Origin of the sequence: Arthrobacter sp. MPF02 (assembly GCF_046605375.1) — a bacterium.
Lineage (GTDB): Bacteria > Actinomycetota > Actinomycetes > Actinomycetales > Micrococcaceae > Arthrobacter.
The window spans coordinates 3,282,599-3,307,239 of the sequence record NZ_CP176772.1; the positions used below are offsets into that span (position 1 = coordinate 3,282,599).

Consider the following 24,641-nt stretch of genomic DNA (forward strand, 5'->3'; position numbering starts at 1 on the left):
CGGTGGGCACCGGTTTTGAAACGGTTGGGTCGGCCCCCGGGCGGTACCGGACACCGGCACGTGACGGTCAGACCATGTAGACATCCACCACGTGGTGGATGTAGTCGTTCTTCAGGACGACCTTCTTTTTCAGAATCAGCGGCTGCCCGCCAGAGAGATCGATCGTGTAGTAGCTGGTACCGAAGTACGTATCCGTTGTGTTGTAGCGGAAGTACAGGGTGAACCAGTTGAAGCGCACCTTCACCTCGGCTCCGTCGTGCTCCAAAACCTCGATGTCCGTGATGTTGTGTCCGGTGCGGGGTTCCGGCAGGGACGTGGCGGAGGACCGGTCCGTCTTGATTCGGAAAACGCGATCCTCGATGCCGCCGCGGTTGTCGTAATAGATAAGGGAAATCTCGTTCTGCGGGTCCTGGGTAAGCCTGTCATCGACGTCCCAGGCTGGCATCCAGAATTCGGAGTCCGGGTGGTAGCACTCAAGCCACTCGTCGAACTGGCGGTCATCCAGCAGCCGGGCCTCCTTGTACAGGAAGGCCCGTACGGTTTCGAGTGTTGCGATCTCCTCGGCGGTCTTCAGTGCCGCAGTGGATTGGGTCAGGATAGTCATGGTTCTGCGCTCTTTCTCGGCAGTGGTCTTGATCAGGCGGTGACGGGAACGGCACTTAGAGCGGAGCGCTCCTCCTCCGCCAGGGCCCGGTCCATGACTTCCTTCCAGTACCCGTGCTGGATCGGGTAGAGGCCCTCGTCCTCTGTACGCACACCGGAAGCGATTACCTTGTTCATGCCCAACGCCTTGGCCTGCTCGTCGGGGCCGGCAATCTCATGGGTGGAACCCCGGGTCATGTCGTTCCAGGGTGCGGCGGTGGCCCAATAGGTCTTGTTGCAGGACCGGAACTCCTCCAGATCGTCGGGAGTAGCCATGCCCGTGGCGTTGAAGAAGTCCTCGTACTGGCGGATGCGCTTGGACCGGTTCTCCTGGGACTCTCCCTTGGGCGCGATGCAGTAAATCGTCACCTCGGTCTGGTCGGCGGAGATTGGACGGAAGTGGCGGATCTGGGAGGAGAACTGGTCCATGATGTAGACGTTCGGGTACAGGCATAGGTTGCGCGAGATGTTGATCATGAAGTTGGCCATCTCCTCGCCGTACTTCTGGACCAGTTCGTCGCGGCGGTCCCAGAGCGGGCGGTCCTCGGGGTTGGTCCATTCCTGCCACAGGAGCAGGTGTCCGTGGTCGTAGGAGTAAAAGCCGCCCTTGACCTTGCCCCACTTGCCGGCGTCCATGGCCTTGGTCTTGTTCGCGGAGTCACCGGCGCTGCGGCGGGCCGTGGTGGCCGCGTAGTTCCAGTGCACGGCTGTCACGTGGTAGCCGTCCGCGCCATTCTCGGCCTGGACCTTCCAGTTGCCGTCATAGGTGTAGGTGGAGGAACCGCGCAGCACCTCCAAGCCTTCAGGTGACTGGTCAACGATGGAGTCGATCACCTTGGTGGCGTCGCCCAGGTGCTCCTCGAGCGGGAGCACATCGGCCTTCAGAGAGCCGAACAGGAAGCCGCGGTAGGACTCGAAGCGGGCGACCTTGGTGAGGTCGTGCGAGCCTTCCTTGTTGAAGGTCTCCGGGTAGCCGGCGTTCCGGGAATCCTTCACCTTCAGCAGCTCGCCGGAGTTCTTGAACGTCCAGCCGTGGAACGGGCAGGTGAAGGTGGTGCGGTTGTCCGTCTTGCGGCGGCACAGCATTGCGCCGCGGTGCGAACAGGCGTTCACAATGCAGTTCAGCTTCTCGTCCTTGTCGCGTGTGATCACTACGGGAGTCCGGCCGATGTATGTGGTGAAGTAATCGCCCACGTTGGGGATCTGCGACTCGTGGGCCAGGTACACCCAGTTGCCCTCGAAGATGTGCTTCATCTCCAGCTCAAAGATGTCTTCGTCGGTGAAAATCTCGCGCTTTGCGCGGATGACGCCGTTCTCACGGTCGTCGATCACTGCGTCGGCAAGGACCTCGCGGGCGTGGATCAGGTTCTCGGTCATGGCGTGCTCCTCCATTGGAGATTGCTGGACGGATGGGCGGGAGGTCCGGTGCCGGGCGGCAGTGCCCTGCGGACGTTGTCAGCCAATTCTTGCCGCTCGGTGACTGTCCTCACATCAGGCAAACACCTAGGGTCAACCAAGGGTGTATTTATGTACAGATAATGACTGAAAAACGGCAGAATCGATATTTGTGGCGTCCTTATCTTCCGGCCTACGCTGAAACGGACATCACGCGATGCCGCGTCTCTCCAGGTTCAGCCTGTCCCGGCGTTTCGCGGCGGGTACAGGATTTCTTCCTGTTCCCTGTTCAACAAGGAAGGTGGCCACAGCCATGACTGAAACCCAAGCGGATACCCGTAAAGAGAACGAGGGAAGCGCCGTTGAGGCCGGCTCGAAGGCGACCGAGCGCTTTACCGCGTCCGGCAAGCTTGCGCGGCTGGATGTGCCGAAGGAAAGGGTGAGCCTCCTGGCGGGGGCGTTAATTAAGGCCGCCAACGACATCGTCGTCGAGCATCAGGTCACGTATGAGGAGTACAACGCGCTCAAGGCCTGGCTGATCAAGGTGGGCACGGACGGAGAGTGGCCATTGTTCCTCGACGTGTGGCTCGAGCACACCGTAGAGGACGTCAATTCCCAGGAACGCCCCGGAACCAAGGGCACCATCGAGGGCCCCTACTACGTACCCGGGTCACCGGAACTGGCAACTCCGGCCACCGTTCATATGCGCGACGATGAGGAAGGCACCCCGCTGCGCTTCACGGGCCGTTTCACGGACACGGAAGGCAACCCGATCCAGAATGCGCAAATAGAGATCTGGCATGCTGACGCCGCTGGTTTTTACTCCCAGTACGCCCCGGGCCTGCCCGAATGGCTTTTCCGTGCCACCGTCAAGGCTGACGATGACGGCCGTTTCGAAATCAACACGATGCGCCCGGCCCCGTACCAGATCCCCACAGACGGGGCCTGCGGCCAGCTTATCGAGGCCGCCGGCTGGCACGCCTGGCGTCCGGCCCACATCCACATCAAGGTTTCCGCGCCCGGGTACCAGCCGGTTACCCAGCAGCTCTATTTCCCGGGCGACCCGCACAACGAGGACGACATCGCATCGGCCGTCAAGCCCGAACTGATGCTCAACCCCCGACCACGCACGGACGCCGGGGCTGGCGAAGAAGCTGTCTATGACTACGTCCTCGCCAAGGAAGGCCAGCACACGTAGCAGGCACCGCTTCTTACCGGTAGCGGCTACGGCCGCTGTACCTAAGGCGCTCCGGGGATGCAAAGCCCCGGGGCGTCTGCCGTATTCGCCGACACCCGCCAGGAGCCAGAATGCGTCAATTCCCTCAGAAACCGCCCGCGGCAACCGGTGCAGCGCAAGCGCCACAGCCTCTGTTGGAGCGCCCGGCGCTTCGGCCGGCAGGGGCCCGCCAGGTCCTCCGCGACGTGGGCCGACCCTACCTTTCCAACGGGCTAATCGGTTTCATCTTCACCGCATCCGGCCCAATAGCGGTCACACTGGCCATCGGCACGGTGGCAGGACTCACCCAGGGGCAACTAGCGTCCTGGGTATTTGGCATCCTTTTCTCGGGCGGCGCGGCCACCGTCATCATGTCGCTCCTCTACCGCCAGCCCTTGGGCTTCGCCTGGTCCATACCGGGCACAGTGCTTCTGGGCCCGTCTCTTGAACACCTGTCCTTCCCGGAAGTGGTGGGAGCGTTCTTCACTTCAGGTGCGCTCATCCTCGCGCTGGGCGTCACAGGTGTAATCCGCCGGATTATGGACGTGGTCCCCATGCCCATCGTCATGGCGATGGTTGCCGCAGTGTTCTTAAGGTTCGGCACCGACATCGTGGTCTCAACCCAAGCAAACCCCGGTATAGCCGGTCCTATGGTCGCCGCATTCGTGGTCCTCTCTGCCGTGCCTGCGCTCGGGAGAGTCCTGCCGCCTATACTCGGCACTGTTCTCGCAGGATGCTTCGCCGTGGCGGTCAGTGGACAATTCACGCCCGGCGAAGCCGGGCCCTTCCTGGCTGCCCCGGTATTCACCGCTCCCGAGTTCACGTGGGCGGCCCAGCTCGAACTTATGGTTCCCCTGGCGCTCACAGTGCTGTTCGTGCAGAACGGCCAAGGCACCGCCGTTCTGCGCGCTGCCAACCACCGGCCGCCAGTCAACGTATTTGCTATTGCTTCAGGCGCATTTTCACTGCTCAATGCCGCATTCGGTGCCGTTTCGGCCTGCGTGACAGGACCAACCAACGCGTTATTGACATCCTCAGGAAGCCGGGAGCGGCAGTACACGGCCGCCGTGGCGTACGGTGTCCTTGCCCTGGCCTGCGCTGCGCTGGCTCCGACCCTCACCCGGCTGATGGTTGCAACCCCAACGGAGTTTGTCCTCACCCTGGGCGGCATCGCGATGCTGCGGGCCCTGCAGCACGCGTTTGTAACAGCCTTCGCTACCACTTACACCCTAGGGTCCCTGGTGACGTTCGTGGTGACCCTGTCCGGCATCGATCTCTTCAACATTCACGCCGCCATTTGGGGCCTGATGGTCGGTTGCACCATCTCCCGGTTGCTGGAGCGGGCAGACTATTCCGAACCCCGACGCCAAGAACCCGTGGACCACCCGTGAACCCCGCTAGCGGCACGAATACCGCCCAGAACCCCTCCCCTACCTCGCAGGTCCCCTTCATACCTCACCCTGGTCCGGGGACAGCCGCGGAGGTGGCTTCCAACCCGCACCATTCGAATGCAGGTTGCGGGGGACCGCCCTGTCCCATAGAAATGATCCATGCCCCGTATAGCAAAGCCGCGACCCCGTCCGTGAACCGGATGGCAAACAGCTCAAGCCCTGAATCTGTTCTAAACGCGACGGTCGCGACGGCCGCAGCGTTGTTGGCCAACGGAGCCGCTGCAGCTGATGCCTCGGACGCGGCATCCCGCGTTGCTGCCGCTGGCGGCCTCAACCCGGTGTCCGTGTCCGTGTCCTACTCCGATGTAATCTCCTACTGGACAGACGCACAGGAACGGACACTGGTAGCAGTCCGGGCGGTCCCACGCCGGGTGTTCGATTATGGGCGCCTGGCCGGAGTTATGGAGCTTGTGGAACGTGCCGCCGCAGGCCGCATCGGCCCTGGTACCCTCATGGCTACCCTTCATCGTTTACAGGAGCGGAAGGGGCGGTACCCGTGGTGGGCCATTCGGCTGGCGACCGGAGCCGCCGGCGGCATGGCAGCCGTCTTGTTTGGAGGCGGAGTGGTAGCGGCCGCTGCGGCATTCGTTGCAAATCTGGTCGTCGACTGGCTGTTCGGTTTTTTGGGCCGGCGCGGTTGGCCCTCCTTCTTCATCCAAGCCGTGGTTGGCGTCCTCGCCGTAGTGATAGCAGCCTTGGTCCAGTGGCTGGCACCCGTCAGCTCTCCGGCCATCATCGTGGTGGCCGTAATTCTTATCGCCCTCGCGGGCATGACTTCCACAGGTGCGGTCCAGGATGCGATCACCGGTTGGTACGTCAACGCGTCCGGCCGCATCTTCGAAGCACTTGCCAACACTGCTGGCCTCGTCGCTGGCGTTCAGCTTGGCCTCCTGGCGATACATGCGGCCGGTGTGCAGCTCTCCGTTACGCAGGGCGTCCAACTCGGCAGTTTCCCCCTGCCTGTAATTCTCTTCGCGGCAGCTCTCGTGGCGCTCGGTTTCGGAATCGCGTGCCAGACACCTCCACTCGCATTCGCCCCAACGGCCGTCCTCGCAGCCCTGGCTTATGCAGTTTTCTCGTTCCTGACTACGTTTGAAGGGCCGGTCTGGGCCGCAGCTGCAGCTGCCTTTGTCGCAGGCCTATTCGCAGTCTCCGTCTCCAACCGATTCCGGCTTCCCACGACCGCAATTGCCACATGCGCCATCTTGCCCATGCTCCCCGGCGTGCAGCTGTACCAAGGTTTGCTCGAGCTTGGAGGACTCGCACCCCAAAGTGAGGGCTCGCTCGTGACCGCCGCGGCTATGGCGCTTGCCCTCGCTGCCGGGATCTCTTTCGGCGAGTACTGCGGGCTTGTCACATGGGGCGCGCTGCGCGGCGTCGCCAACCGCGCGTTCCTCCCGCTCTATAAGCGGCGCGAGAACACGGGCACGTAGCGGGATCAGCCCGGTTCGTTCAGAAAGTCGAGCGCGAGTTGCACTTCGACGCGGGCGCCCGCGGTGAGGCTTGATTCCAGGATGTTGAATTTGGGGTGATGATTCTGGAACGGCAGTCCTTCGGACGCGTCCCCACCGCCAAGGAAGAGGAAGCAGCCGGGTACGCGCGAGGAGTAGGCAGAGAAGTCTTCACTGGCCCCCGTACCCGGTCCCCATGACACCTGTTCTTCACCCAGGGCTGTGGCCGCGGCCTTGAATGCGAGTTGAGCTGCAGCATCGTCATTAACGACGGCGTCGTATCCTGCCTGCCATTCGAACTCGTAGCTGGCACCGTGCCCTGCACAGACCCCGGCGACAAGTTCCTCCACGCGGCGCTGCACGGTCTTCCTGTCTGCCGCGTTTGCAGTACGGAGTGACAGGCCCAACCTGGCGGTATCGGGGATCACATTGGGTGCTGCCCCGGAATTGAAGCTCCCGACTGTTACAACTGCGAAACGGTCCGGAGCGATGGACCGGGACACGACGGTTTGGAGTGCCCCGATCACCTCAGCTCCGACGACGATAGGGTCGACCCCGTCCTGCGGCATGGAGCCGTGAGAACCCTTGCCCTGGATAGTAAGGAAACCTCCGTCAACGGCCGTGGACGCCGCGCCCCGCGCGATGCTAACTGTTCCGGCCTTTTGATTCATTACGTGAAGTCCAAAAACCGCGTCAACACTGTCAAGCACGCCGCAGGAGACGAGCTCTACGGCGCCACCTGGGGGAAGCTCCTCGGCATGCTGAAAGATGAACGTCACCGTCCCTGCCAGCTGATCGCGAAGCCCCGCCAGCGTTTTTGCAGCCGCAAGAAGCATCGCGGTGTGCGCGTCATGCCCACATGCGTGCATCACGCCCGGGATCTGCGACCTGAACAGCTCATCCGTCTCCTCTTGCATCGGGAGCGCGTCCATGTCTGCCCGGAGAGCGATGTTCCGACCGGACCGGGCACCGCGCAAGGTACCTACGACGCTGGTGGCAGTTGGTCGGTCAACCTCAAGACCAAAGTCCTTGAGGAGGCCTGCCACTAAGTTCGAAGTGCGCTTCTCCTGGAAACTGAGTTCCGGATGGGCGTGGATATCCCGCCGCCACCCAATAAGAGAGACCTCGTCAATGTTCCACTCCATAGCACTCCCTTTTCATGACAATGCCAGCCCCGCGACTGACCGGTATCTGAGCCGGCCACAGCTGGGCTGGCGCACTTCCCCCTAATGTGCGGCATCGAAATCACCTTGGAGTTCGCTGCCGCGCCCACCTAATACCCGAGGAAAGCAACAAACCAGATGACCAAATTCGACGGTGGGGATCGGGGGAAGCCGCCCCTATCTTGAACTAGCCGGCGAGGATCGCCGCTTTCTCCATTTCTGACTCTCCCCCGCGGACCATCCCGTCATCGAACACCATCTCCCCGCCGATCACTGTGGCCCCGACCGTCACGTCTCGAATTGTCTCTTGGGGAATGGCGAAGAGATCATCGGAAAGGGCCGCAAAATCCGCCAACTGGCCTACGCGCAATTGGCCTTTGTCCCGTTCCTGACCCACCGCGTACGCCGAACCAAAGGTGTAGGCCCGCACGGCTTCTTCCACAGTGAGCCTTTCCTCAGGCCCCAGCAGGGCGCCTGAGCTGGTCCGCCGGTTCACCATGTCGTGAAGGGACACCAGCGGATTCCCATCCGATACCGGTGCGTCCGAGGAACCGGGAAGAACCATACCGGCCTTCAAAAGTGACTTCATGCGGTAGATCAGCGGTGCCACCTCCGGTTCAACCGCAGCCATCATGCCGTCGCCAAAGTCCGAGATAAAGACTCCCTGCGGGACAGCCGTGAGCCCCAGCGCAGCGGCACGCTCGATCTGGGCGTCGGTTGCAACAGCGAAATGTTCAATCCGGTGCCTCGCTGCGGGCCGGGGATGAACCCGCTGGGCCTCCTCAACAGCGTCCATCACATGATCGATTGCAGCGTCACCGATCGCATGGGTTGCCACAGCCCACCCGGCCTCATGCGCTCGGATGATCATGGCGTGCAGTTTTGCCGGTTCGAACAGCAGGACCCCGTGGTTGTCCGGCTCGCCGTGGTAGCAGTGGTGCATGGCCGCGGAACGGCCGATGAACGAACCATCGGAAACGATCTTCACAGGCCCTATTTGCAGCCGCTCGTTACCCAGGCCTGTACGGATGCCAAGATCCAGGCCGAACCAGCCCCTGTCCTTGAATCCCTCAATGTCGTGCAGGGTGGTGCAGTACGGCATGAGTGTTATGCGCGTGGAGAGCACGCGGTTCTCCACCGCCTGCTGGTAGGAGTGGAAATCTACGGGCGAGTTGCCGACCATCTTGTAGTCGCCGATACCTGGCTCGGTTATGGACGTGAGCCCATATCGCAGCGCCTGCTCCCCCGCCAGGGCGAGGTTGCGCTGCACTTCATCCAGTGCCATGGGACGAACCAGTTCATATATGAAGGACATTGCCTTTTCCTGCAGCAGGCCTTCCGCCCGTCCGTCTGCAGAGCGTGCGACAAAACCGCCGTCGAAATCCGGAACCCCGTGCCGGTCCGGGTATCCTGCGAGTTCAAACGCCCGGGTGCTCACGGTGATCATGTGCCCGCTGACGTGTTCAAGGATCACGGGACGTCCTCCTGACGCCGCATCGAGTCGCTCTGCAGTCGGGTGCCCGCCGAGGAGGTTTTGGTCATATCCCGAACCTCGTACCCACCCGTCAGGGGGAAGCGCCGCCGCCTTCTGCGCTACGGCGGCATAAAGAGCATCCATAGACTGAATGACGCCGTGCCTGAGGTTAAGCGAGGCGAGGCGGGCGCCTGTAAGCGACAGGTGGTTGTGGGCGTCGTGGAATCCCGGGAGGACAGGAGCCCCCTGAAGGTTCACGGTGCGGCGGGCGCTCACGCCGTCGAGATCGGAATCCAGCCCAACAATCCGGCCGTGCATCACGCCGATCCTGTTGGCAGTGGGACGCGCCGGATCCATCGTTCGGATACGTGCGTTAGTGAATAGGGCGTCGATAAGGATGGCAGCCTCCTGATTCAGTGCGTGCGGCTGGCAGAACTATCTCGTCAGGTCCTTGCCCTTGGTTTCGGGCAGCTTCCATGCCACGAGAGTGGAGATCGCCAGGAGTGCTACCACGTAGACGGTGAATGCGGCGGGACCGAAGGTGGCATTTGTCCAACTCTGCAGGTAGGGCGCGGTTCCGCCGAAGATTGCGACGGCGATCGCGTACGGGACAGCCACACCTACGGTTCGGATGCGCGTCGGAAAGAGTTCGGCGAAGACCGCCGGTGAGATGGACAGAGTGGCTCCCATGAACACAAGGACGAGCGTGGCCGGGAGGAAGAGGGACCAGAAACTTTGGCCGACGGTATTGATCAGCAGCGGGAAGAGTACGATCGGCACGCCGGTGCCGATGAGCAGGTTTGCTCGCCGGCCGAAGTGGTCCGAGAATTTGCCCCAGAAGGGAAGCGAAATGATGAGGACGACGTTGCTCAGGACGCTGGCAAGTAGTGCGGTGCCCTGGTCCATCTTGTGAATGAGGACGGCCTGCTGGACTGCACTGACAGACCAGACGTAGTAGCACACGGTGCCGCCTACGCCGAGGCCGATTACGCGCAGTGCCGAGCGCCAGTTCCTTCGGACTTCGGGCCAGACCGGTTCCCGGACGGATGCCTTGGCCTCTATGAAGGCTTCGGTCTCTTTCATCCTCGATCGGGCGATGAGGGTGTAGAGGCCTAATAGAGCACCGATGATGAACGGGATGCGCCAGCCCCAGGCTTGCATGTCCTGCTTGCTCAGGATGATGTTGAGGACGTAGCCGAGGAGCAGTCCGATGACGATGCCGGATGTGCCGGAGACGTAGATCAGCGAGGACCAGAGTCCGCGTCGTGCCGCGGGTGCCGCCTCTGCAATGTATGTCTGCGCGGAGGGCATTTCACCGCCGTGGGCGAGACCTTGGAGCAGGCGCGCCGTCAGGAGGACCACGGCGGCCCATGCGCCTGCCGCGTTGTATGTGGGGACAAGGGCGATCATCAGTGATCCGACAGATGCGAGCCCCACGGTGGAGATCATGGAAGCACGCCGGCCCATGTGGTCCGCCAGCCAACCAAAGACGAAACCACCAAGGGGCCGGGCGACGAAACCGACGGCGAAGACAGCCATGGCACCCAACAGGGCTGCCAAAGGGTCTTTGGGATTGAAGACCTCGGTAGCAAAGTAGATGGCGAACGCGGAGTAGATGCCCCAGTCGTACCACTCAAGGGCGTTCCCCAAGCCAGTAGCGAACAGAGTCTGACGCTGGGATTTTGTAGCTTTGGCTGTTCCAGATGGAACGGTTACTTCGATGTCCGTTACCGAGGAGGCGGGCGATGGTTTGTGGGTCACTGGATGTCCTTGGAAAGAGTGGGTTGGGAGGTCAGGCAGCAGGCCTGGCCAGGCGGGCTACGGCGAGTTGGGTGTAGAGGGCAGTCCCGTCAACCAGGACACGGTCGTCGAAGATGGCGCGGGGTGAGTGGTTAAACGCCGCATCGGGTCCGCCGCCGATGGGCGTGGCATCCAGGCAGATGAAGCTGCCCGGAACTTTGGCGAGGACATCGGCAAAGTCTTCGGACCCGCCCAGGGGTGCGGCCAGACGGTGATGCCGTTCGGAACCAAAGAGCTCGATAATTTGGTCAACGGCAAAGGCGGTGTGGGCCTCGTCCGTCACCGTGACCCGCCCGCCAACGTGGTAATTGATGTCGACTTCCAAGCCGTGGGCTGACGCGATTCCTTCCAGTAGCCGTGGAATGGCCGACTGCATTTCAGTTCGTGCCTCTGCCGAGTACATCCGCAAGCTCGCACCGAATTCTGCGGTGTCGGGGATCACGTTGACCGCTTCGCCGGCTTTGACCATTCCCACCGAGACGACAACGGGGTCATGGGCGTTGAATTGACGCGTCACCATGTGCTGGAGGCCGAGGATCATTTCCGCCATGACGGGGACCGGATCCTTTGCCTGGTGCGGTGCGGACCCGTGACCGCCACGGCCGATGACCTTGACGAACAAGGCATCCGCCGCGGACATCATGACTCCGGGCTTCGTTTCGAATCGTCCGGTGTTACCGCCGGCGCTGAAAACGTGAAGTCCATAGGCTGCGTCTGCCCGTCGGCCGGACAGCTCCAGAATGCCTTCGTCGAGCATCATGGGCGCGCCAGCGAGTTGTTCTTCGGCTGGCTGGAACATCAGGACGACGTCGCCTGCGAGTTGGTGGCGTCGCTCTGAAAGCAGGCGTGCGGCCCCGACAAGCATGGAGGTGTGCAGGTCGTGGCCGCATGCGTGCATGCGGTTGGCCACCGTCGAGGTGTAATCGACCCCGGTTTGTTCCTGGAGGGGCAGCGCGTCCATATCTGCACGGAGCAGGACAGTGGGTCGGCGCCCGCCCGTTGAATTGGTTGGTGCCGTGCCCCGCAGAACTGCCCCTATCGAGGTAAGTCCTTTTCCGAGAGTGATCTCCAGCGGCAGGTCGGACAACGCTTCAAGGACTTTTTCCTGGGTGCGGGGCAGTTCCAGTCCGAGTTCGGGATGACGGTGGAGGTCATGGCGAAGCTGGACGATGTCGCCATGGAGTTCGCGTGCGTCTTCAAGTATTTTTTCTGCAGACACGGAGTGTTCCCTTCGAATTAAGCTCCGCCACAACAAGTGGTTCAGCTCATTCGAGTATGTGACCCAAGCGACTTGCCGTCCATGACCTATATCGCACGATCTTTATGCCTAAATGGCATCGTTCGATCTGCACGGGTGAATTGCTCTCCGGAACGGGTACAGCGGCGGCGGCGCGCGGAATGCAGCGCCGCCGCCGGCCTTCAGGGGCACATTCCCGCGGCTTTCTAGTCGAGGGTGAAGGTGGGTGAGCCGGGGACTGAGGCAAGAAGTTTTTGGGTGTAGGGGTGTTGAGGGTTGTTGTAGACGGCGTTAATGGGTCCGTGTTCGACGATGCGGCCGTGGTTCATCACGATGATTTGATCGCAGACTTGTTGGACGACGGCGAGGTTGTGGGAGATGAAGAGCATGGCGCTGTCGATGGTTCCGCGCATGTTTTGGAGCAGGGTGATGATGTCGGCCTGCACGGAGACGTCGAGGGCGGAGGTGATTTCGTCGGCGATGACGAGTTTGGGTTGGAGGATCAGGGCCCGGGCAATTGCGATTCGTTGCCGTTGTCCGCCGGAGAATTCGTGGGGGTATTTGTCTGCGGCGGCGGGGTCGAGTTTGACCTGTTCCAAGGCGTGGGTGATGGCCTCGCGGTGTTTGCGGGGGTTCGCGCCGTGGGGATCCAGGGCCTCGGCGAGAGTTTGGCCGGTGGTGCGGCGCGGGCTGAGGGAGGAGTAAGGGTCCTGAGGGATGTATTGGACCTTGCGGCGCATCTGCTGGCGGTGTTTGCCGTGGATTTTGGTGCAATCTTTACCGTCAATGAGCACTTGACCGCTTGACGGTTTGTTGATGCCCACCAGGGTTTTGCCCAGGGTTGATTTGCCGCTTCCGGACTCGCCGACAAGCCCGACGACCGTGCCCGATGGAACCATCATGTTGATGTTTTTCAGGACATGGACAGCGCCGAAGCTGACGTTGAGGTCACGTACTGACGCCGCGGGGCTGGCAGTTTCTTCAGCTGTGCCAGGCGGGGTGTCGGTGCTGTTGAGAGTCTGCTGCGTGGGGGTGTTCATGAGGTGGCTCCGGCTCCTGCCGCCGCTGATGCTGCCGGCGTGGCCGCGTCCTCTGTGCTGGCGGGGTTGAGGTTAACGGTGGGGATCGCTGCGAGCAGTGCTTTTGTGTAGGGGTGGGTTACGTTCCGGGCTGCGAGGTCGGCAGCGGTGAGCCGTTCGACGATTTCGCCGGATTTCATGACGAGAATGGTGTCGCAAAGCGCCTGGACCACGGCCAGATCGTGGGAGATGAACAGCATCGCGGTGCCTTGTTCGCGGTAAATTTTGCGGAATTGACGCAGGACTTCAGCCTGGACAGTGACGTCCAGGGCTGTTGTTGGTTCATCTGCGACGATGAGCTTAGGTGCGGTAGCTATCGATGTGGCGATCATGGCGCGTTGGCGCATGCCGCCGGAGAGTTCGTGCGGGTGCTGGCGCAGTCGCCGTGCCGGTTCAGTGATATTGACCTTTGCCAGTGCATCGGTGATGGTTTTCCTGGCTTCGCGTCTGCCCATGCGCAGATGGGTCCGCAACACCTCGGTCAGCTGTGAACCCATTCGCAGGGAGGGGTTGAAAGTGGTGCCGGGGTCCTGGTAAATGATGCTGATTTCTTTGGCCAGGCGTGAGGGCTCAGGGGCCGCGAGCATGTTCATACTCCCAACCCGCAGCAGGTCCGCCTCCACGGCGAGGTCCTGGGACGGCAGGCCTGCTACGGCCATAGCGGTCAGCGACTTTCCGGAGCCCGACTCGCCTACCAGGGCCACCATTTCTCCCGGGTTGATCGAGAATGAAACGCCCTTCACCAGTTCCTGCCGGCCGGGGATGCTCACCCTGAGGTTTTCGACCCGCACCAGCGCAGTGTCATGGTCCGGCACTGACACGGTCCGGTTCCGGTTCCGGTCCAGGATTCGGCGGAAGAAGCTGCGCTTTGCCCGCGGATCGGCATGGGCTGCCAACCCATCACCGATCAGCATGACCGACAGCCCTGTCAGGGCGATCATCACGGACGGGCCCACGGCTTCGATGGGCTGGGTGTAAAGGGCTCCGAGGCTGTCGTTCAGCAGCCGCCCGAAGTCATACTCCGGAGACTGCACTCCCAAGCCAATGAACGACAACGCGGAAATCTCCACCAGCGATAGCGCGAACACGGTTGCCGACAGGATCAACAACGGCTCGGCCATGTTCGGCAGCATGTGCCGCACGGCGATCCGGACCGGGCTGACTCCCAGGAGACGTGCGGTGATGACGTAGTCGCTGCTGGATACTGAGGAGGCCAGGTTGGCTGTGATCCTGGCGAAGCCGGGAATCCCAGCGACACCAATGGCGATGACCGCGGAGGAAACGCCCGGTTCCAGGACGGCTGCTATCACGAGAGCGAAGATCAGGGACGGATACGCAACCGCCGTTTCCAGGATCCGCAGCGCGGCTTCGCGGACGCGACGGCCCGAGAGCCAGATTGCCAAGCCGATCACCACGCCACAGACCACTGAAATGGCGGCGGCTCCAGCGGTCATGAGGAGGGTCAGCCGGGTAGCCACCAAGGCGCGGGCCAACAGGTCCCGGCCGAAGTCATCGGTTCCCAGCCAGTGCCCGGCGCCGGGCCCGAGGGCGGCGTGGGGGGTCAACTGTTCAGCTGCCTGCTTCATGGTCAGTGGGGCGATGATGGCTATGAGGACCAGGGCTGTCAGCAGCCCGACGCCGGTGATCATGGCAGGAGTCCAGAACTCCCGGCTCCTAAACCTAAACGTCACTTGAGGTTCCTCCGAGGTTGCGGGGATCTATGATGGCCAGAATCAGGTCCACCATGGTGATAATCAGGGTCGCGAGCAGGCCGAGAATCAAGATGATGCCCCTGATGACGGGGTAGTCACGCTGCAAAATAGCGTTCACAATTCCTTGGCCCAGACCGGGCCAGGCGAAAACAGTTTCAATGACTACGGCGCCGCCCAATTGCGCGGCGAGGATGAGCCCTGAGAGTGTCAGTGTAGTGGTGACCAGGTTCGGCAAAACGTAGCGCACGTTGGTCCGCAGGGCACTCAACCGCCAGCCCCGCGCCGTGCGGATGTAATCCTTCTCCAGGACCACGGCGGTTTCACGGCGGACGATCCGGGCAATGACACACACGGGGCCCAGCATCAACGCTGCTGTGGGTAGGACCAAGGAAGAGAGAGTCGCTGCACCCGCAGCAGGGAACCACCGCAACGTCACAGCGAAAACAACCACCAACAATGTCGCGACCACGTACTGCGGTATGGAGTAAACAAGGCTCGTCAAAAAGTTGAAACCATTATCCAGCCAACGGTTCCGCCCGCCCCGGGTCAGGATGGCCACCGTCATGCCCAACGGCACCGCCAGTAACAACACCAGCACAATCGCCAATAACGCGATCTCGGCAGTAAACGGGAATCGGGTGAAAATGAGGGTGGAGACATCCTCACCGCTGACGAAAGAACTACCCATGTCCAGGCGCAAAACCCCGGAGACATAGTTCACGAACTGTGTCAGCACCGGCAAGTCCAAACCCAGTTCTGCACGGACGGCAGCGATCTGGGCTGGGCTTGCCCCATCACCGGCAGCGATCACCGCAGGATCCCCCGGAATCAACGGAACAATCAAAAACGTGACCGTTACCAGCACTACGAACGACAACACCAAACCGCCCAAGCGCCGCAACAAAAACCCCACCCACGGATGGTTTACAAAACGACCCCCCGTACCCCCGGCATCAACACCAGGGGTACGGGAAGCCTCAACAACAATCGAAGAAGTCATTTTTGTTTCTTTGCTACTTCGTGATCCGCATGGTGCTCTCGTCCGGCTGGCCGTTGAACGTCTGCATAGCAAAGCCGGACCGGATGGTCACCTGAGAGGGAAGGGAAGCCAACGGCACCACGTGCGCTTCCTGGATCATGATCTTCTGGGCGTCCTGGTATGTTTTGCAACGCTGCGCATCATCGGTTTGAGTCATGGCCTTGGCGACGATGTCCAGGACAGGCTGGTTCTCGAATCCGCCCCAGTTGAGCCCGCCCTTTTCAACGGGAGGGCCAATGACCGGGGAGAGCGCTCCATACATGGTTCCGCCGGCATTGATGCCGCCCATGACCGTGACATCCCAGCTGTCGATGTTCTGGGTCAGGTCTGTGCTCCAGGTGGCGAGGTCCACGTTCCGCAGCTCGATGTCAGCACCAGCTGCACGAAGGGCTTCAGCTACGTACGTGTTGGCCGCACCGTTGGGCCCGAAGACCTGTGCTCCGACCATGCGGATCTTGATTCCAGCCAGGGTCTTCGCAGCTGCTGAGGGATCAGTCTTGATGAGCAGGCCAGTGTCCTTGTTGGAGCACGGCACTCCCGGGTGGGCGAATGAGGAGTAGATTTCTCCCAGCCCGCCGGAGGCGGCCTGGTTGAATGCCTTCGCGTCCAAGGCCTGCGCGACGGCCTTGCGGAGGGCTGCGTCGGTAAAGGGGTGCCCGGGTCGTTCATTGAACATGATGTAGAGGCTGCCCTGTGGGATGACCTCGGTGGTGAAGTCCTTGTTACCGTCGAAGCGGGTTGTGTCCTTACCACGGATATTGGCGATGTCGCGGGTCCCGGTCAGGAGTTCGTTGGACACGGCGCTGGCGTTGGCGTTGACGCTGGCCTCGATTGTTTTGGCCGGCGTGCCTTCGATCTTGGTTTCATAGGCTGGCCAGGTCTTGTAGTCCTCGCGCAGGGTGAAGGTGTAGCCTACGCCGTGTTGCTTCTTGGTAAGTGTGTACGGGCCCGAGAATGCGCCGGGGACATCACCGGCTGTCAGCGCCTCAGGGTCTTTGAGGCCGGCAGGGCACACGATTCCGGTAGCGTGCAGGCTCATGCCCTGCAGGAGGTCGGTCCAAGGCTGGGCAAGTTTGACGGTGACTGTGCTTGCGGCGTCGTCGGCGGTGACCGTGGCGGGACCGTCACCCAGAGCGAGGGTCCGGAAACTGGACTTGCTGTCCGGGGAGGCAAAGACTTTGAGGGATTCGGCGACCACACTGGCTGTGATGGGAGTGCCGTCAGAACAAGTGGCGCCGTCACGGATAGTAAAGGTGCCCTGAGTGGGGGTGATCTCCCACTTGCTGGCGAGGTCGGAAACGATTTTATTGTTCTCGTCGCGGCGTACCAGCGTTGAAAACAACAAGCGGTTGAAGGTGTAATCGTCGGCGTTTCGGACTTCGACCGGGGCGAAGCTGGTGGGGTCTGCGTTGACAACAGTGCGAATGGTGTCAGTGGAAACCTGCCCCGATGCAGCGGGTGCCGAGCCGGTGCCGCCGGTGGTGCAGCCGGTTGCTACAGCGATGACCGCTACTGCGGCGGCCAGGGGGACACTCCTGCGGCCACGGCGGGCGACACTGTCTGCCGTTGACTGGGAATTCTGTTTCACGAATGGTCCTTTATTTGGGTCCGGTGCGACTGCAGGACGCTGTGGTGTAAGTCACGGAAAACGCCTGCTGATTGAGTATGCGAAACAGATCGCAGAACGTCTAAGACTCATTTTGGAGACTATCCATGCCTTATCGGCATGGGCGGCGGCTTTGCCCACTCGTTCCACCACTTTCCAGATGCCGCCGCCATGCGTAGCGTGCGCCGCGGTTATCTATCCGAGACCGGCGAGACTTTTATGACCGGTTTGTTGCGCATCTGGCCCCATCTCCTAACAGAGCGCGCCTACCCTGTATCCGTGACTCCCACCCTTTTTGCCAATGGTGCCATCCACACTCTTAACCCTCATCAGCCGCAGGCCTCGGCTCTTTTGGTCGACAAGGGGCTCATTGTGGCAGCGGGACCGACTGAGGATCTTCGCGCCCACGCCCCTGCCGGGACCAGGGTCGTTGACCTTGAAGACGCAGTCGTCGTTCCCGGACTCACGGATGCCCACATCCACACAGCCAGCCTGGCCCGTTCCAGGCAGGAGATCGACCTTCGGCAGGTCGAAAGTGTGGAAGAAGCGGTTGCAGGCGTCCGCTCGGTACTGCCGCGCTACCGCGAGGGCGAATGGATCTTTGGCGGATGGTGGGATTTCAACAAATGGAAGCCCCCCGTTCAGCCGGACAAGGCCGCACTCGATGCCGTATGCCCAAAGAATCCCGTAGCCCTGACCAGCGCCGACGGTCATACCGTGTGGGCCAACAGCCAGGCCCTGCGGGCGCTTGGAATTGAACGCTCAACTCCTGATCCTGCCGGCGGCGAAATTGTTCGGGACGCGGACGGGCAGGCGACCGGGATTCTGCGGGAAAGCGCGGTGTATCCGGTCCGCAGACTTGCGGCTTCCGGAGCCTCAGGTGATCTCAGAGAACAACTCCGGGAAACGCAGCAGTACCTGCTGTCATTGGGCGTGACAGGCGTCCATGACATCGATGGAGCAGATGCACTGGAGGCTTACTCACAGCTCCGCGCAGAAGGAGCTCTGGCCCTGCGCGTACACAAACTGTTTGCCCAAGATGACCTGAAGGACAGCATCGGGGCAGGGCTCCGCACAGGTCAGGGCGACAAGTGGATTCGCCACGGGGCCGTAAAAATTTTCGCCGACGGAGCCGCGGGCTCCCACACTTGCCACATGAGCGAGCCCTTTGCGGGCGGAACAAGCCATGGCATGGAAGTCACCGCCTTCCCCGAGTTGGTGGAGCTGTCAACCACCGCAGCCACGGCAGGAATTGCCGTTGCCGTCCATGCCATAGGGGACCGCGCCAACCACCTGGTCCTCGACGCGCTGTCCCGGATTCAGGACCTCACCGCCCGACATCGCCTGCGGCACCGCATTGAACACGTCCAGTTCCTACAGCCTGCGGATGTTCAACGCTTGGCACGACTTGGCGTCGTAGCGTCCATGCAGCCGCAGCACTGCCCTAGCGATCTTCCCATCCTGGGCATGGTCGAGGGCCGCAATCTCGCATCTTACGCTTGGCGGAGCCTGCTGGATGCCGGAACGACACTCGCCTTCGGCTCTGACTCCCCCGTGGAACTTCCCAACCCGTTCCACGGCCTCCATGCCGCTATGACCCGAACAACCCAAGAGGGCAAGCCCGACGGCGGATGGGAACCGCAAGAGCGAATCACTATGGCCGAGGCCCTTCATGGCTATTGCGTGGGGCCTTCCTACGCCTCCGGCGAGGAGAACATCAAAGGCAGACTGGCTCCCGGCATGCTGGCTGACTTTGTCGCACTGGACACGAACATCTTCTCGGCGGACCCGGCCGAGATCCGGGAAACGAAGGTCCGCATGACGGTCACCGACGGCATCATCCGATACACGCAGCAGGGCTGAAGCTGCGGCCCCGAGAAGACCGGCAGCTCCCGGTCCGTCGGCCAGACGAAGGCACCCCCGCAATCGACCTCAAGGGGTTCGAACTGCGGGAGTGCCTGCCCTGGGGCCGTGCAAATCGGGCTGCGGGCTACTTGACGCCCACGGGCACTCTGGACGTCACAACAGCGCCGCCGAGAGAAATCAGGCCGATAACAACCAGGAGCGTGGCAGGTCCCCAGGAAGCATTCCCGCCAGAGCAACACCGACCAGGATGATGGAGGCAATAAACGGCAGGCGCCAGCCCCACGCCATAAAGTCATACTTGGGCAACAGAGCAACCAGGGTGATCGCACCTGTGGAGAGCAGCGTACCGACCGGGGAACCGAGCTGCACCAGCGCGGCATAGAGTCCCCTGCGTTTAGCGGGAGCGTATTCGATGGCCATCAGGGTCGCCCCGCCCCACTCCCCGCCCGTTGCAACACCTTGGACTGCTCGCAGCAGCGTCCAGCACGATGGGAGCAATAACGCCAGCCGTCTCATACGTGGGCAATAAGCCCATCAGGGTGGAAGCCGCGCCCATCAGCATCACAGTGGCAACGAGCGCCCCGCGCCGGCCGTACTTGTCACCAACGTGGCCGAAAATAAGTGCGCCAATCGGACGGGCCACAAAAGCTGCGCTGAAGCTCAGGAAAGCCGAGACAGTGGAAGCGACGGGGTCGCTGCTGGGAAAGAACAGTGGGGCTAAGACGATGGCTGCCGTAGTGCCGAACAGGAAGAAGTCGTACCACTCAAGTGCCGTGCCAATAAAAGCAGCGGCAACAACCTTTCCCGGCTGGAGGGCCCTGATCGGGTCACCGCGGCGGTGGAATGCGAAGTGGAAATAGGCACCGTAATTCTTTCAAGGGTAGGTGTGCGAAGGAATGTGACCATCACCGTACTGTGAGCCACTACATGCCCGCCAATACTCGTTATTGCGTCAGAGTATGCCGAAAGAGCATGATTGGACCATGAATCTTCGCCGTCTGCAGTATTTTCTTGCCGTTGTCGACGCAGGTACGATCACGGCAGCCGCGGAGCAGATCCACATTGCCCAGCCCGCCCTGAGCCGCCAGATCAAAACGCTTGAGCATGAACTCAAGCTCAAATTGTTCGAGGCACAGGGGAACAAGCTGGTGCTCACACCTGCAGGACGGGCTCTCGTGCCAGCGGCCCGCCGCCTGATGCTTGAGACCCAAAGCCTCGAAGATGCTGCAGATGCGTTGCGGGCAGGTCGGGTCACCACCCTAGTGGCCGCCGCCACTGCCGCATCTGTACGCGGCTTCCTTGCGCCCTACATCGCCACCACGGGACCGGACGATCCATTGATCATCACCCGGGAAACCAGCCACTTCGACATTCCGGAAGCACTCCTTCACGGCAGCGACTTTGCGGTCTCCCCCGCCGCGCCGGAACCAGGACTCGCCACAATGCCGCTGGGCAGTATCCCGCTGACCGCCTACGTGGGAATAAACCATCCATGGGCCCAGACCGGAGTCAGTGAACTACCGTTGAATGAACTATGCGGTCATCACGCAATCCTGCCCTCGCATCGAAGTGTCAGCCGATACATCCTCGACGACGCTTTAAACCAGGGTCGCTTGAGCTTCCAGCGGGTTTCAGAATGTGATGACGGGCAAACCATCATGGCGCTTGCAGCGGCCGGACACGGAGTAGGAATTACAACTGATCTGCCCGCCTATGGAACACATCCAATCCGTATCCTCCCGGGGGGGAACGTGCAGCACGACCATGCCCTCCGCCTCCCACTCCATACCGCCTGGATACCGGGGCACTTCGCCGAGGGCACTATCCGCGCAGTTGCCCTCCGCCTGCGGGGATTCCTAGCTGAACGAGGAGCCCTAATAGGGAACTGACACGCTGTCATGCCGGTATGGCATGGTTTTGAGGTTGGATAGGTATTGGACAGCATGGATCACTGTTCCGATACTGGACCCTACGCCACCTACCGGCCATAGAATTGGGAGAAGCCCATGCTCTTCGACGCGCTGTACACCAACGGCTTGTTTCGCACGCAAAACTCCCGGCGGCCGCTGGCGCACAGCTTGGGCGTTCATGACGGACGGATCGTCAGCCTTGATGATGAGCTGCCGGCCACCTTCTTCCGCAACGTACACGACCTGCATGGCGCCACCGTCATCCCCGGCTTCAACGATGCCCACTGTCACCTGAGCTACGTGGGCCAGGCGCTCCTCCAGGCTGACTTGCGGCCGGCCGTCTGCCGCACGATGGCCGAACTCCTGTCCGCGGTGGAACGCGCTTGTATCGCAGCACCGCCGGGAGCGTGGGTGCAGGGTTCAGGCTATGACCAGAATTACCTGGGGAACCAGCACCCGACCGCCGAGGAGCTGGATGCCGTCAGCCACGGACACCCGGTGTGGCTGATGCACAACTCACGGCACATGGGCGTAGCCAACACAGCGGCTTTTGAACGCGCCGGCTACCCCGGCCGACGCAACGTCAGGGCGCCCAGCGGAGGCGCGGTTCCCGCCGACACCGAAGGCAGGGCCGTAGGCCTGCTCCAGGAGACAGCACGAGCGCTGGTAATGGACGCCATTCCCGGGCCGTCCATGCAGGACGTCGCCGACATGGTGGGCGCAGGCAGCGCCGCGCTGCTAAGTCTGGGAATCACCAGCATTACCGAGCCCGGCATCGGTGCCCCTCAACACATTGGCCATTCGATGTCCGACATCGCTGGTTATCAGGCCGCCCGCGACGCCGGCCGGCTTGCTGTCCGTGCCACAGTTATGCCCTACCTCACCACACTTCACGGCCTGGGTGATGAGCTCGAAGACCCAAACGGCAAGAACGATATCCCCCGGCTTGGTCTTGACCTGGGCATCAGGACCGGCTTCGGTGACGAGCGGCTGCGGCTCGGCCCGGCAAAGGTCCTGTCCGACGGCTCCCTTATCGGCCGCAGCGCGTTTATGTGCTGCAATTACCAGGCCGACGCAGAGGAAGGAGTCGAAAATCGAGGCCTTCTCCAATTCCCGGCAGAGGACCTTCGACAACGGATCCTGGGAGCGCATAGCGCCGGCTGGCAAGTCGCCGCCCACGCTATCGGAGACGCCGCGCTGGACGTGGTAATGGATATCTTTGAGGAAGCTCAGCAGCTCTACCCTCGCCCGGACGCCCGCCATCGCGTCGAGCACGTCAACGTTGCCAGCGACCAACAAATCCAGCGACTGGCTGCTTTGGGCCTCATTCCCGTTCCACAAGGCCGATTCGTCAATGAACTGGGCGATGGTGCTGCCCGAGCCCTTGGGCCCGAGCGGATGAGGCTTTCCTACCGGATCAAGAGCCTGCTTGAAGCAGGAATTGAAATCCCAGCGAGCACAGATGCACCGGTAGTTTCCGCAGATCCTCTCCTGAACATCCATGATCTAGTGAACCGCAGGACCTCCTCCGGCGCTGATTTCAACCCCGAGGAACGCCTCACTGTTGCTGAGGCGGTACGGGCTTACACAGTCGGCAGCGCATACGCCGCCCACGAAGACCACTACAAGGGTGCACTTACGCACGGCATGCTGGCGGACTTCGTCGCACTGTCCGATGACCTTTACAAGGTACCGACGGAAGCCATCCGCGACGTCCGTGTTACCGCTACCGTCCTCGGCGGAGAACCGGTCACCGGAAATCTTTAGCAGCACCCTTCCGGCGGCAACTTCATGCCTAATTGGCATCACATCTGAACTTTATATGTATTAGACAGCATGAAGTCGGCTACCAATACTGGTTGGAACATTTAGTATCCGGAAGCCACCCGGCGAGCACCTGACAGCAGGGCCGACGCCAAAAGTTTGAGGAGCACCACTTGGAGAAGAAAAAGCACGCCGGCCAAGCGATTGTCGAATCTCTGGCCCTGCACGGCGTCAACCGCGTCTTCGCCGTCCCGGGCGAAAGCTACCTGGCCGTCCTCGACGGGCTCCACGGAGCAGACATCTCGACCGTCGTGTGCCGCCAAGAAGGCGGTGCCGCCTACATGGCAGAGGCCCACGGCAAGTTCACCGGTGAGCCCGGCATTGCCATGGTCACCCGGGGCCCCGGTGCCGCCAACGCCTATGTCGCCATCCATGCGGCGTGGCAGGACGCTACACCGATGATCCTGTTTGTCGGCCTGATCCCGGTCTCTGACCGCCAGCGCGAGTCCTTCCAGGAGTTTGACCCCAACGCGTGGTTCGGAACCCAGGCCAAGCGCGTTTTCGTGCTGGATGAAGCCTCCCGCGCGTCCGAAGTTGTGGCCGAAGCTTTCTTCGCCGCTAAGTCTGGCCGCCCCGGCCCGGTCATCATCGGCCTGCCTGAAGACGTCATAACCCATGAATTCACCGGCGAACTTCACCCGGTCATTCCTGTTGCTGAAGGGGCAGTCTCCCCCCAAGAACTCGAACTCGTCACATCGGCACTCGCCTCCGCCCGGAAGCCCGCCATCTTCGTGGGTGGCCAACGCTGGACCGTCGAAGCAGCTGCTGCCGTGACAGCATTCGCGGAAGCCAACGGTATCCCGGTGATTCAGGACTGGCGCGCGTCAGACCGCATACCCTTCAATTCCGAAATCTACGTTGGCGCTCTGGGATACGGCCGCACTCAGGACACCGCACGGATCTTCGGCGAAGCGGACGTATTGCTTGCCATTGGCGCCGTACCGACGGACGTCCCCACCGACGGCTACACCCTGCGCCAGTCAAAGGATGCCACCAACATCCTCGTGAACATTGACACTTCACTGCGTGGACGCTCCGGCGCGGTAACCACGCACATTGTCGCCAGCCCGGTTGCTTTCGCCGACGCAGTCAAGGACATCCAGCTGGGCAAGTCTGCGGAGTGGGATGCCTGGCGCGCCGCTGGCCGGGCGGCACAGGCAGCGTTCAGCGAGCTGCCGGACCTGGCTGAACTCCCGGTCACCCGCGAAGGAACCGGCCACATGAGCGCCGTTATATCCGAGCTGGTCAAGCGACTTCCTGAGGACGCTGTCTATAGCTTTGGTGCCGGAAACCACTGTGCCTGGGCCCAACGGTACCTCCCCACCAATGTGTTCCCGTCCCAGTTAAGCATGCGCAACGGGTCCATGGGCTACAGTGTCCCGGCAGCGGTTGCGGCCTCCTTGGAGAGCCCGAAGCGATTGGCCATCGCCATCGCCGGCGACGGAGAGTTCCTGATGAACGGCCAGGAGTTTGCTACAGCAGTCCAGCACGGGGCGGCGATGCTCATCATCGTGATGGACAACGGCCAGTACGGCACTATTCGTGACCACCAGGAACACCACTTCCCGGGCAGGGTCAGCGGCACCCAGCTGAAGAACCCCGACTTCGCCGCGTTCGCGCGCGCCTTCGGCGGCCATGGAGAAACTGTGACCAGCGACGATGACGCAGCGATTGCTGTCGAACGCGCCCTGAAGGCCGTTCAGGACCAGCGCATACCAGCCATAATCCACGTCATCACCGACCCGCAGATCGCCCTCCCCTAAGCGGTCAGCACTT

19 protein-coding genes are annotated in these 24,641 nt (G+C 61.8%); 7 read left to right on the forward strand and 12 right to left on the reverse strand.

The genetic code is table 11. The features are described from left to right. Positions 1 to 67 precede the first annotated feature (67 nt). Together benB and benA are read right to left on the reverse strand one after the other, a co-directional pair. Positions 68 to 604, reverse strand: coding sequence for a benzoate 1,2-dioxygenase small subunit (gene benB / locus ACLH0K_RS15600; protein WP_411374452.1), 537 nt, complete (start codon positions 602 to 604; stop codon positions 68 to 70). A 32-nt stretch (positions 605 to 636) separates the two neighbouring features. Then, entirely contained in the window at positions 637 to 2,019 is a 1,383-nt protein-coding gene (benA, locus tag ACLH0K_RS15605) for a benzoate 1,2-dioxygenase large subunit (RefSeq protein WP_411374453.1), read from the reverse strand. A 331-nt stretch (positions 2,020 to 2,350) separates the two neighbouring features. Here benA and catA point away from each other — a divergent pair, with 331 nt between their 5' ends. From catA to ACLH0K_RS15620, 3 genes are all read left to right on the forward strand, one after another. Beyond that, a complete protein-coding gene (catA, locus tag ACLH0K_RS15610) occupies positions 2,351 to 3,235 on the forward strand; it encodes a catechol 1,2-dioxygenase (RefSeq protein WP_411374454.1) in 885 nt (294 codons plus the stop codon). Positions 3,236 to 3,345: 110 nt separating this feature from the next. Beyond that, a complete protein-coding gene (locus ACLH0K_RS15615) occupies positions 3,346 to 4,644 on the forward strand; it encodes a benzoate/H(+) symporter BenE family transporter (RefSeq protein ID WP_411374455.1) in 1,299 nt (432 codons plus the stop codon). Between the two features lie 200 nt (positions 4,645 to 4,844). Further along, positions 4,845 to 6,137, forward strand: a complete 1,293-nt coding sequence (locus tag ACLH0K_RS15620) for a threonine/serine exporter family protein (RefSeq protein WP_411374456.1) — start codon at positions 4,845 to 4,847, stop codon at positions 6,135 to 6,137. 5 nt (positions 6,138 to 6,142) lie between these two features. Here ACLH0K_RS15620 and ACLH0K_RS15625 read toward each other — a convergent pair whose 3' ends face one another. From ACLH0K_RS15625 to ACLH0K_RS15660, 8 genes are all read right to left on the reverse strand, one after another. Next, positions 6,143 to 7,300: a M20 metallopeptidase family protein gene (locus ACLH0K_RS15625; protein WP_411374457.1), complete on the reverse strand. Its 1,158-nt coding sequence runs from the start codon at positions 7,298 to 7,300 to the stop codon at positions 6,143 to 6,145. Positions 7,301 to 7,505: 205 nt separating this feature from the next. After that, entirely contained in the window at positions 7,506 to 9,149 is a 1,644-nt protein-coding gene (locus ACLH0K_RS15630; RefSeq protein ID WP_411374458.1) for an amidohydrolase, read from the reverse strand. Positions 9,150 to 9,227: 78 nt separating this feature from the next. Further along, positions 9,228 to 10,442 carry an MFS transporter gene (locus ACLH0K_RS15635; RefSeq protein ID WP_411374459.1) on the reverse strand — a complete coding sequence of 405 codons (1,215 nt, stop codon included), beginning with the start codon at positions 10,440 to 10,442 and terminating at the stop codon, positions 9,228 to 9,230. 142 nt (positions 10,443 to 10,584) lie between these two features. Beyond that, the gene (locus ACLH0K_RS15640) at positions 10,585 to 11,811 is read right to left on the reverse strand and encodes a M20 metallopeptidase family protein (RefSeq protein ID WP_411374460.1); all 1,227 of its coding nucleotides are present in this window, start codon (positions 11,809 to 11,811) and stop codon (positions 10,585 to 10,587) included. A gap of 224 nt (positions 11,812 to 12,035) precedes the next feature. Next, entirely contained in the window at positions 12,036 to 12,869 is an 834-nt protein-coding gene (locus ACLH0K_RS15645) for an ABC transporter ATP-binding protein (protein WP_411374461.1), read from the reverse strand. After that, entirely contained in the window at positions 12,866 to 14,599 is a 1,734-nt protein-coding gene (locus ACLH0K_RS15650; RefSeq protein ID WP_411374462.1) for a dipeptide/oligopeptide/nickel ABC transporter permease/ATP-binding protein, read from the reverse strand. The genes ACLH0K_RS15645 and ACLH0K_RS15650 overlap by 4 nt, the downstream gene beginning before the upstream one ends. Beyond that, positions 14,589 to 15,620 (reverse strand): ABC transporter permease, encoded by a 1,032-nt coding sequence (locus tag ACLH0K_RS15655; protein WP_411374463.1) that lies wholly within the window; start codon positions 15,618 to 15,620, stop codon positions 14,589 to 14,591. The genes ACLH0K_RS15650 and ACLH0K_RS15655 overlap by 11 nt, the downstream gene beginning before the upstream one ends. Positions 15,621 to 15,633: 13 nt before the next feature. Continuing rightward, on the reverse strand, positions 15,634 to 17,247 hold the full coding sequence (locus tag ACLH0K_RS15660) for an ABC transporter substrate-binding protein (protein ID WP_411374464.1): 1,614 nt from the start codon (positions 17,245 to 17,247) through the stop codon (positions 15,634 to 15,636). Between the two features lie 297 nt (positions 17,248 to 17,544). On the opposite strand from ACLH0K_RS15660, the gene ACLH0K_RS15665 reads away from it, so the two are divergent. After that, a complete protein-coding gene (locus ACLH0K_RS15665) occupies positions 17,545 to 19,128 on the forward strand; it encodes an amidohydrolase (RefSeq protein ID WP_411374465.1) in 1,584 nt (527 codons plus the stop codon). 180 nt (positions 19,129 to 19,308) lie between these two features. On the opposite strand, the gene ACLH0K_RS15670 is transcribed toward ACLH0K_RS15665, so the two are convergent. Together ACLH0K_RS15670 and ACLH0K_RS15675 are read right to left on the reverse strand one after the other, a co-directional pair. After that, positions 19,309 to 19,551: an MFS transporter gene (locus ACLH0K_RS15670; RefSeq protein ID WP_411374466.1), complete on the reverse strand. Its 243-nt coding sequence runs from the start codon at positions 19,549 to 19,551 to the stop codon at positions 19,309 to 19,311. Then, positions 19,526 to 19,954 (reverse strand): MFS transporter, encoded by a 429-nt coding sequence (locus ACLH0K_RS15675; RefSeq protein WP_411376498.1) that lies wholly within the window; start codon positions 19,952 to 19,954, stop codon positions 19,526 to 19,528. The genes ACLH0K_RS15670 and ACLH0K_RS15675 overlap by 26 nt, the downstream gene beginning before the upstream one ends. 160 nt (positions 19,955 to 20,114) lie before the next feature. Between ACLH0K_RS15675 and ACLH0K_RS15680 the strand changes: the two genes are divergently transcribed. From ACLH0K_RS15680 to ACLH0K_RS15690, 3 genes are all read left to right on the forward strand, one after another. After that, entirely contained in the window at positions 20,115 to 21,020 is a 906-nt protein-coding gene (locus ACLH0K_RS15680) for a LysR family transcriptional regulator (RefSeq protein WP_411374467.1), read from the forward strand. A 117-nt stretch (positions 21,021 to 21,137) separates the two neighbouring features. Then, a complete protein-coding gene (locus tag ACLH0K_RS15685; RefSeq protein WP_411374468.1) occupies positions 21,138 to 22,808 on the forward strand; it encodes an amidohydrolase in 1,671 nt (556 codons plus the stop codon). Between the two features lie 170 nt (positions 22,809 to 22,978). After that, a complete protein-coding gene (locus ACLH0K_RS15690) occupies positions 22,979 to 24,628 on the forward strand; it encodes a thiamine pyrophosphate-dependent enzyme (RefSeq protein WP_411374469.1) in 1,650 nt (549 codons plus the stop codon). Positions 24,629 to 24,641 lie beyond the last annotated feature (13 nt).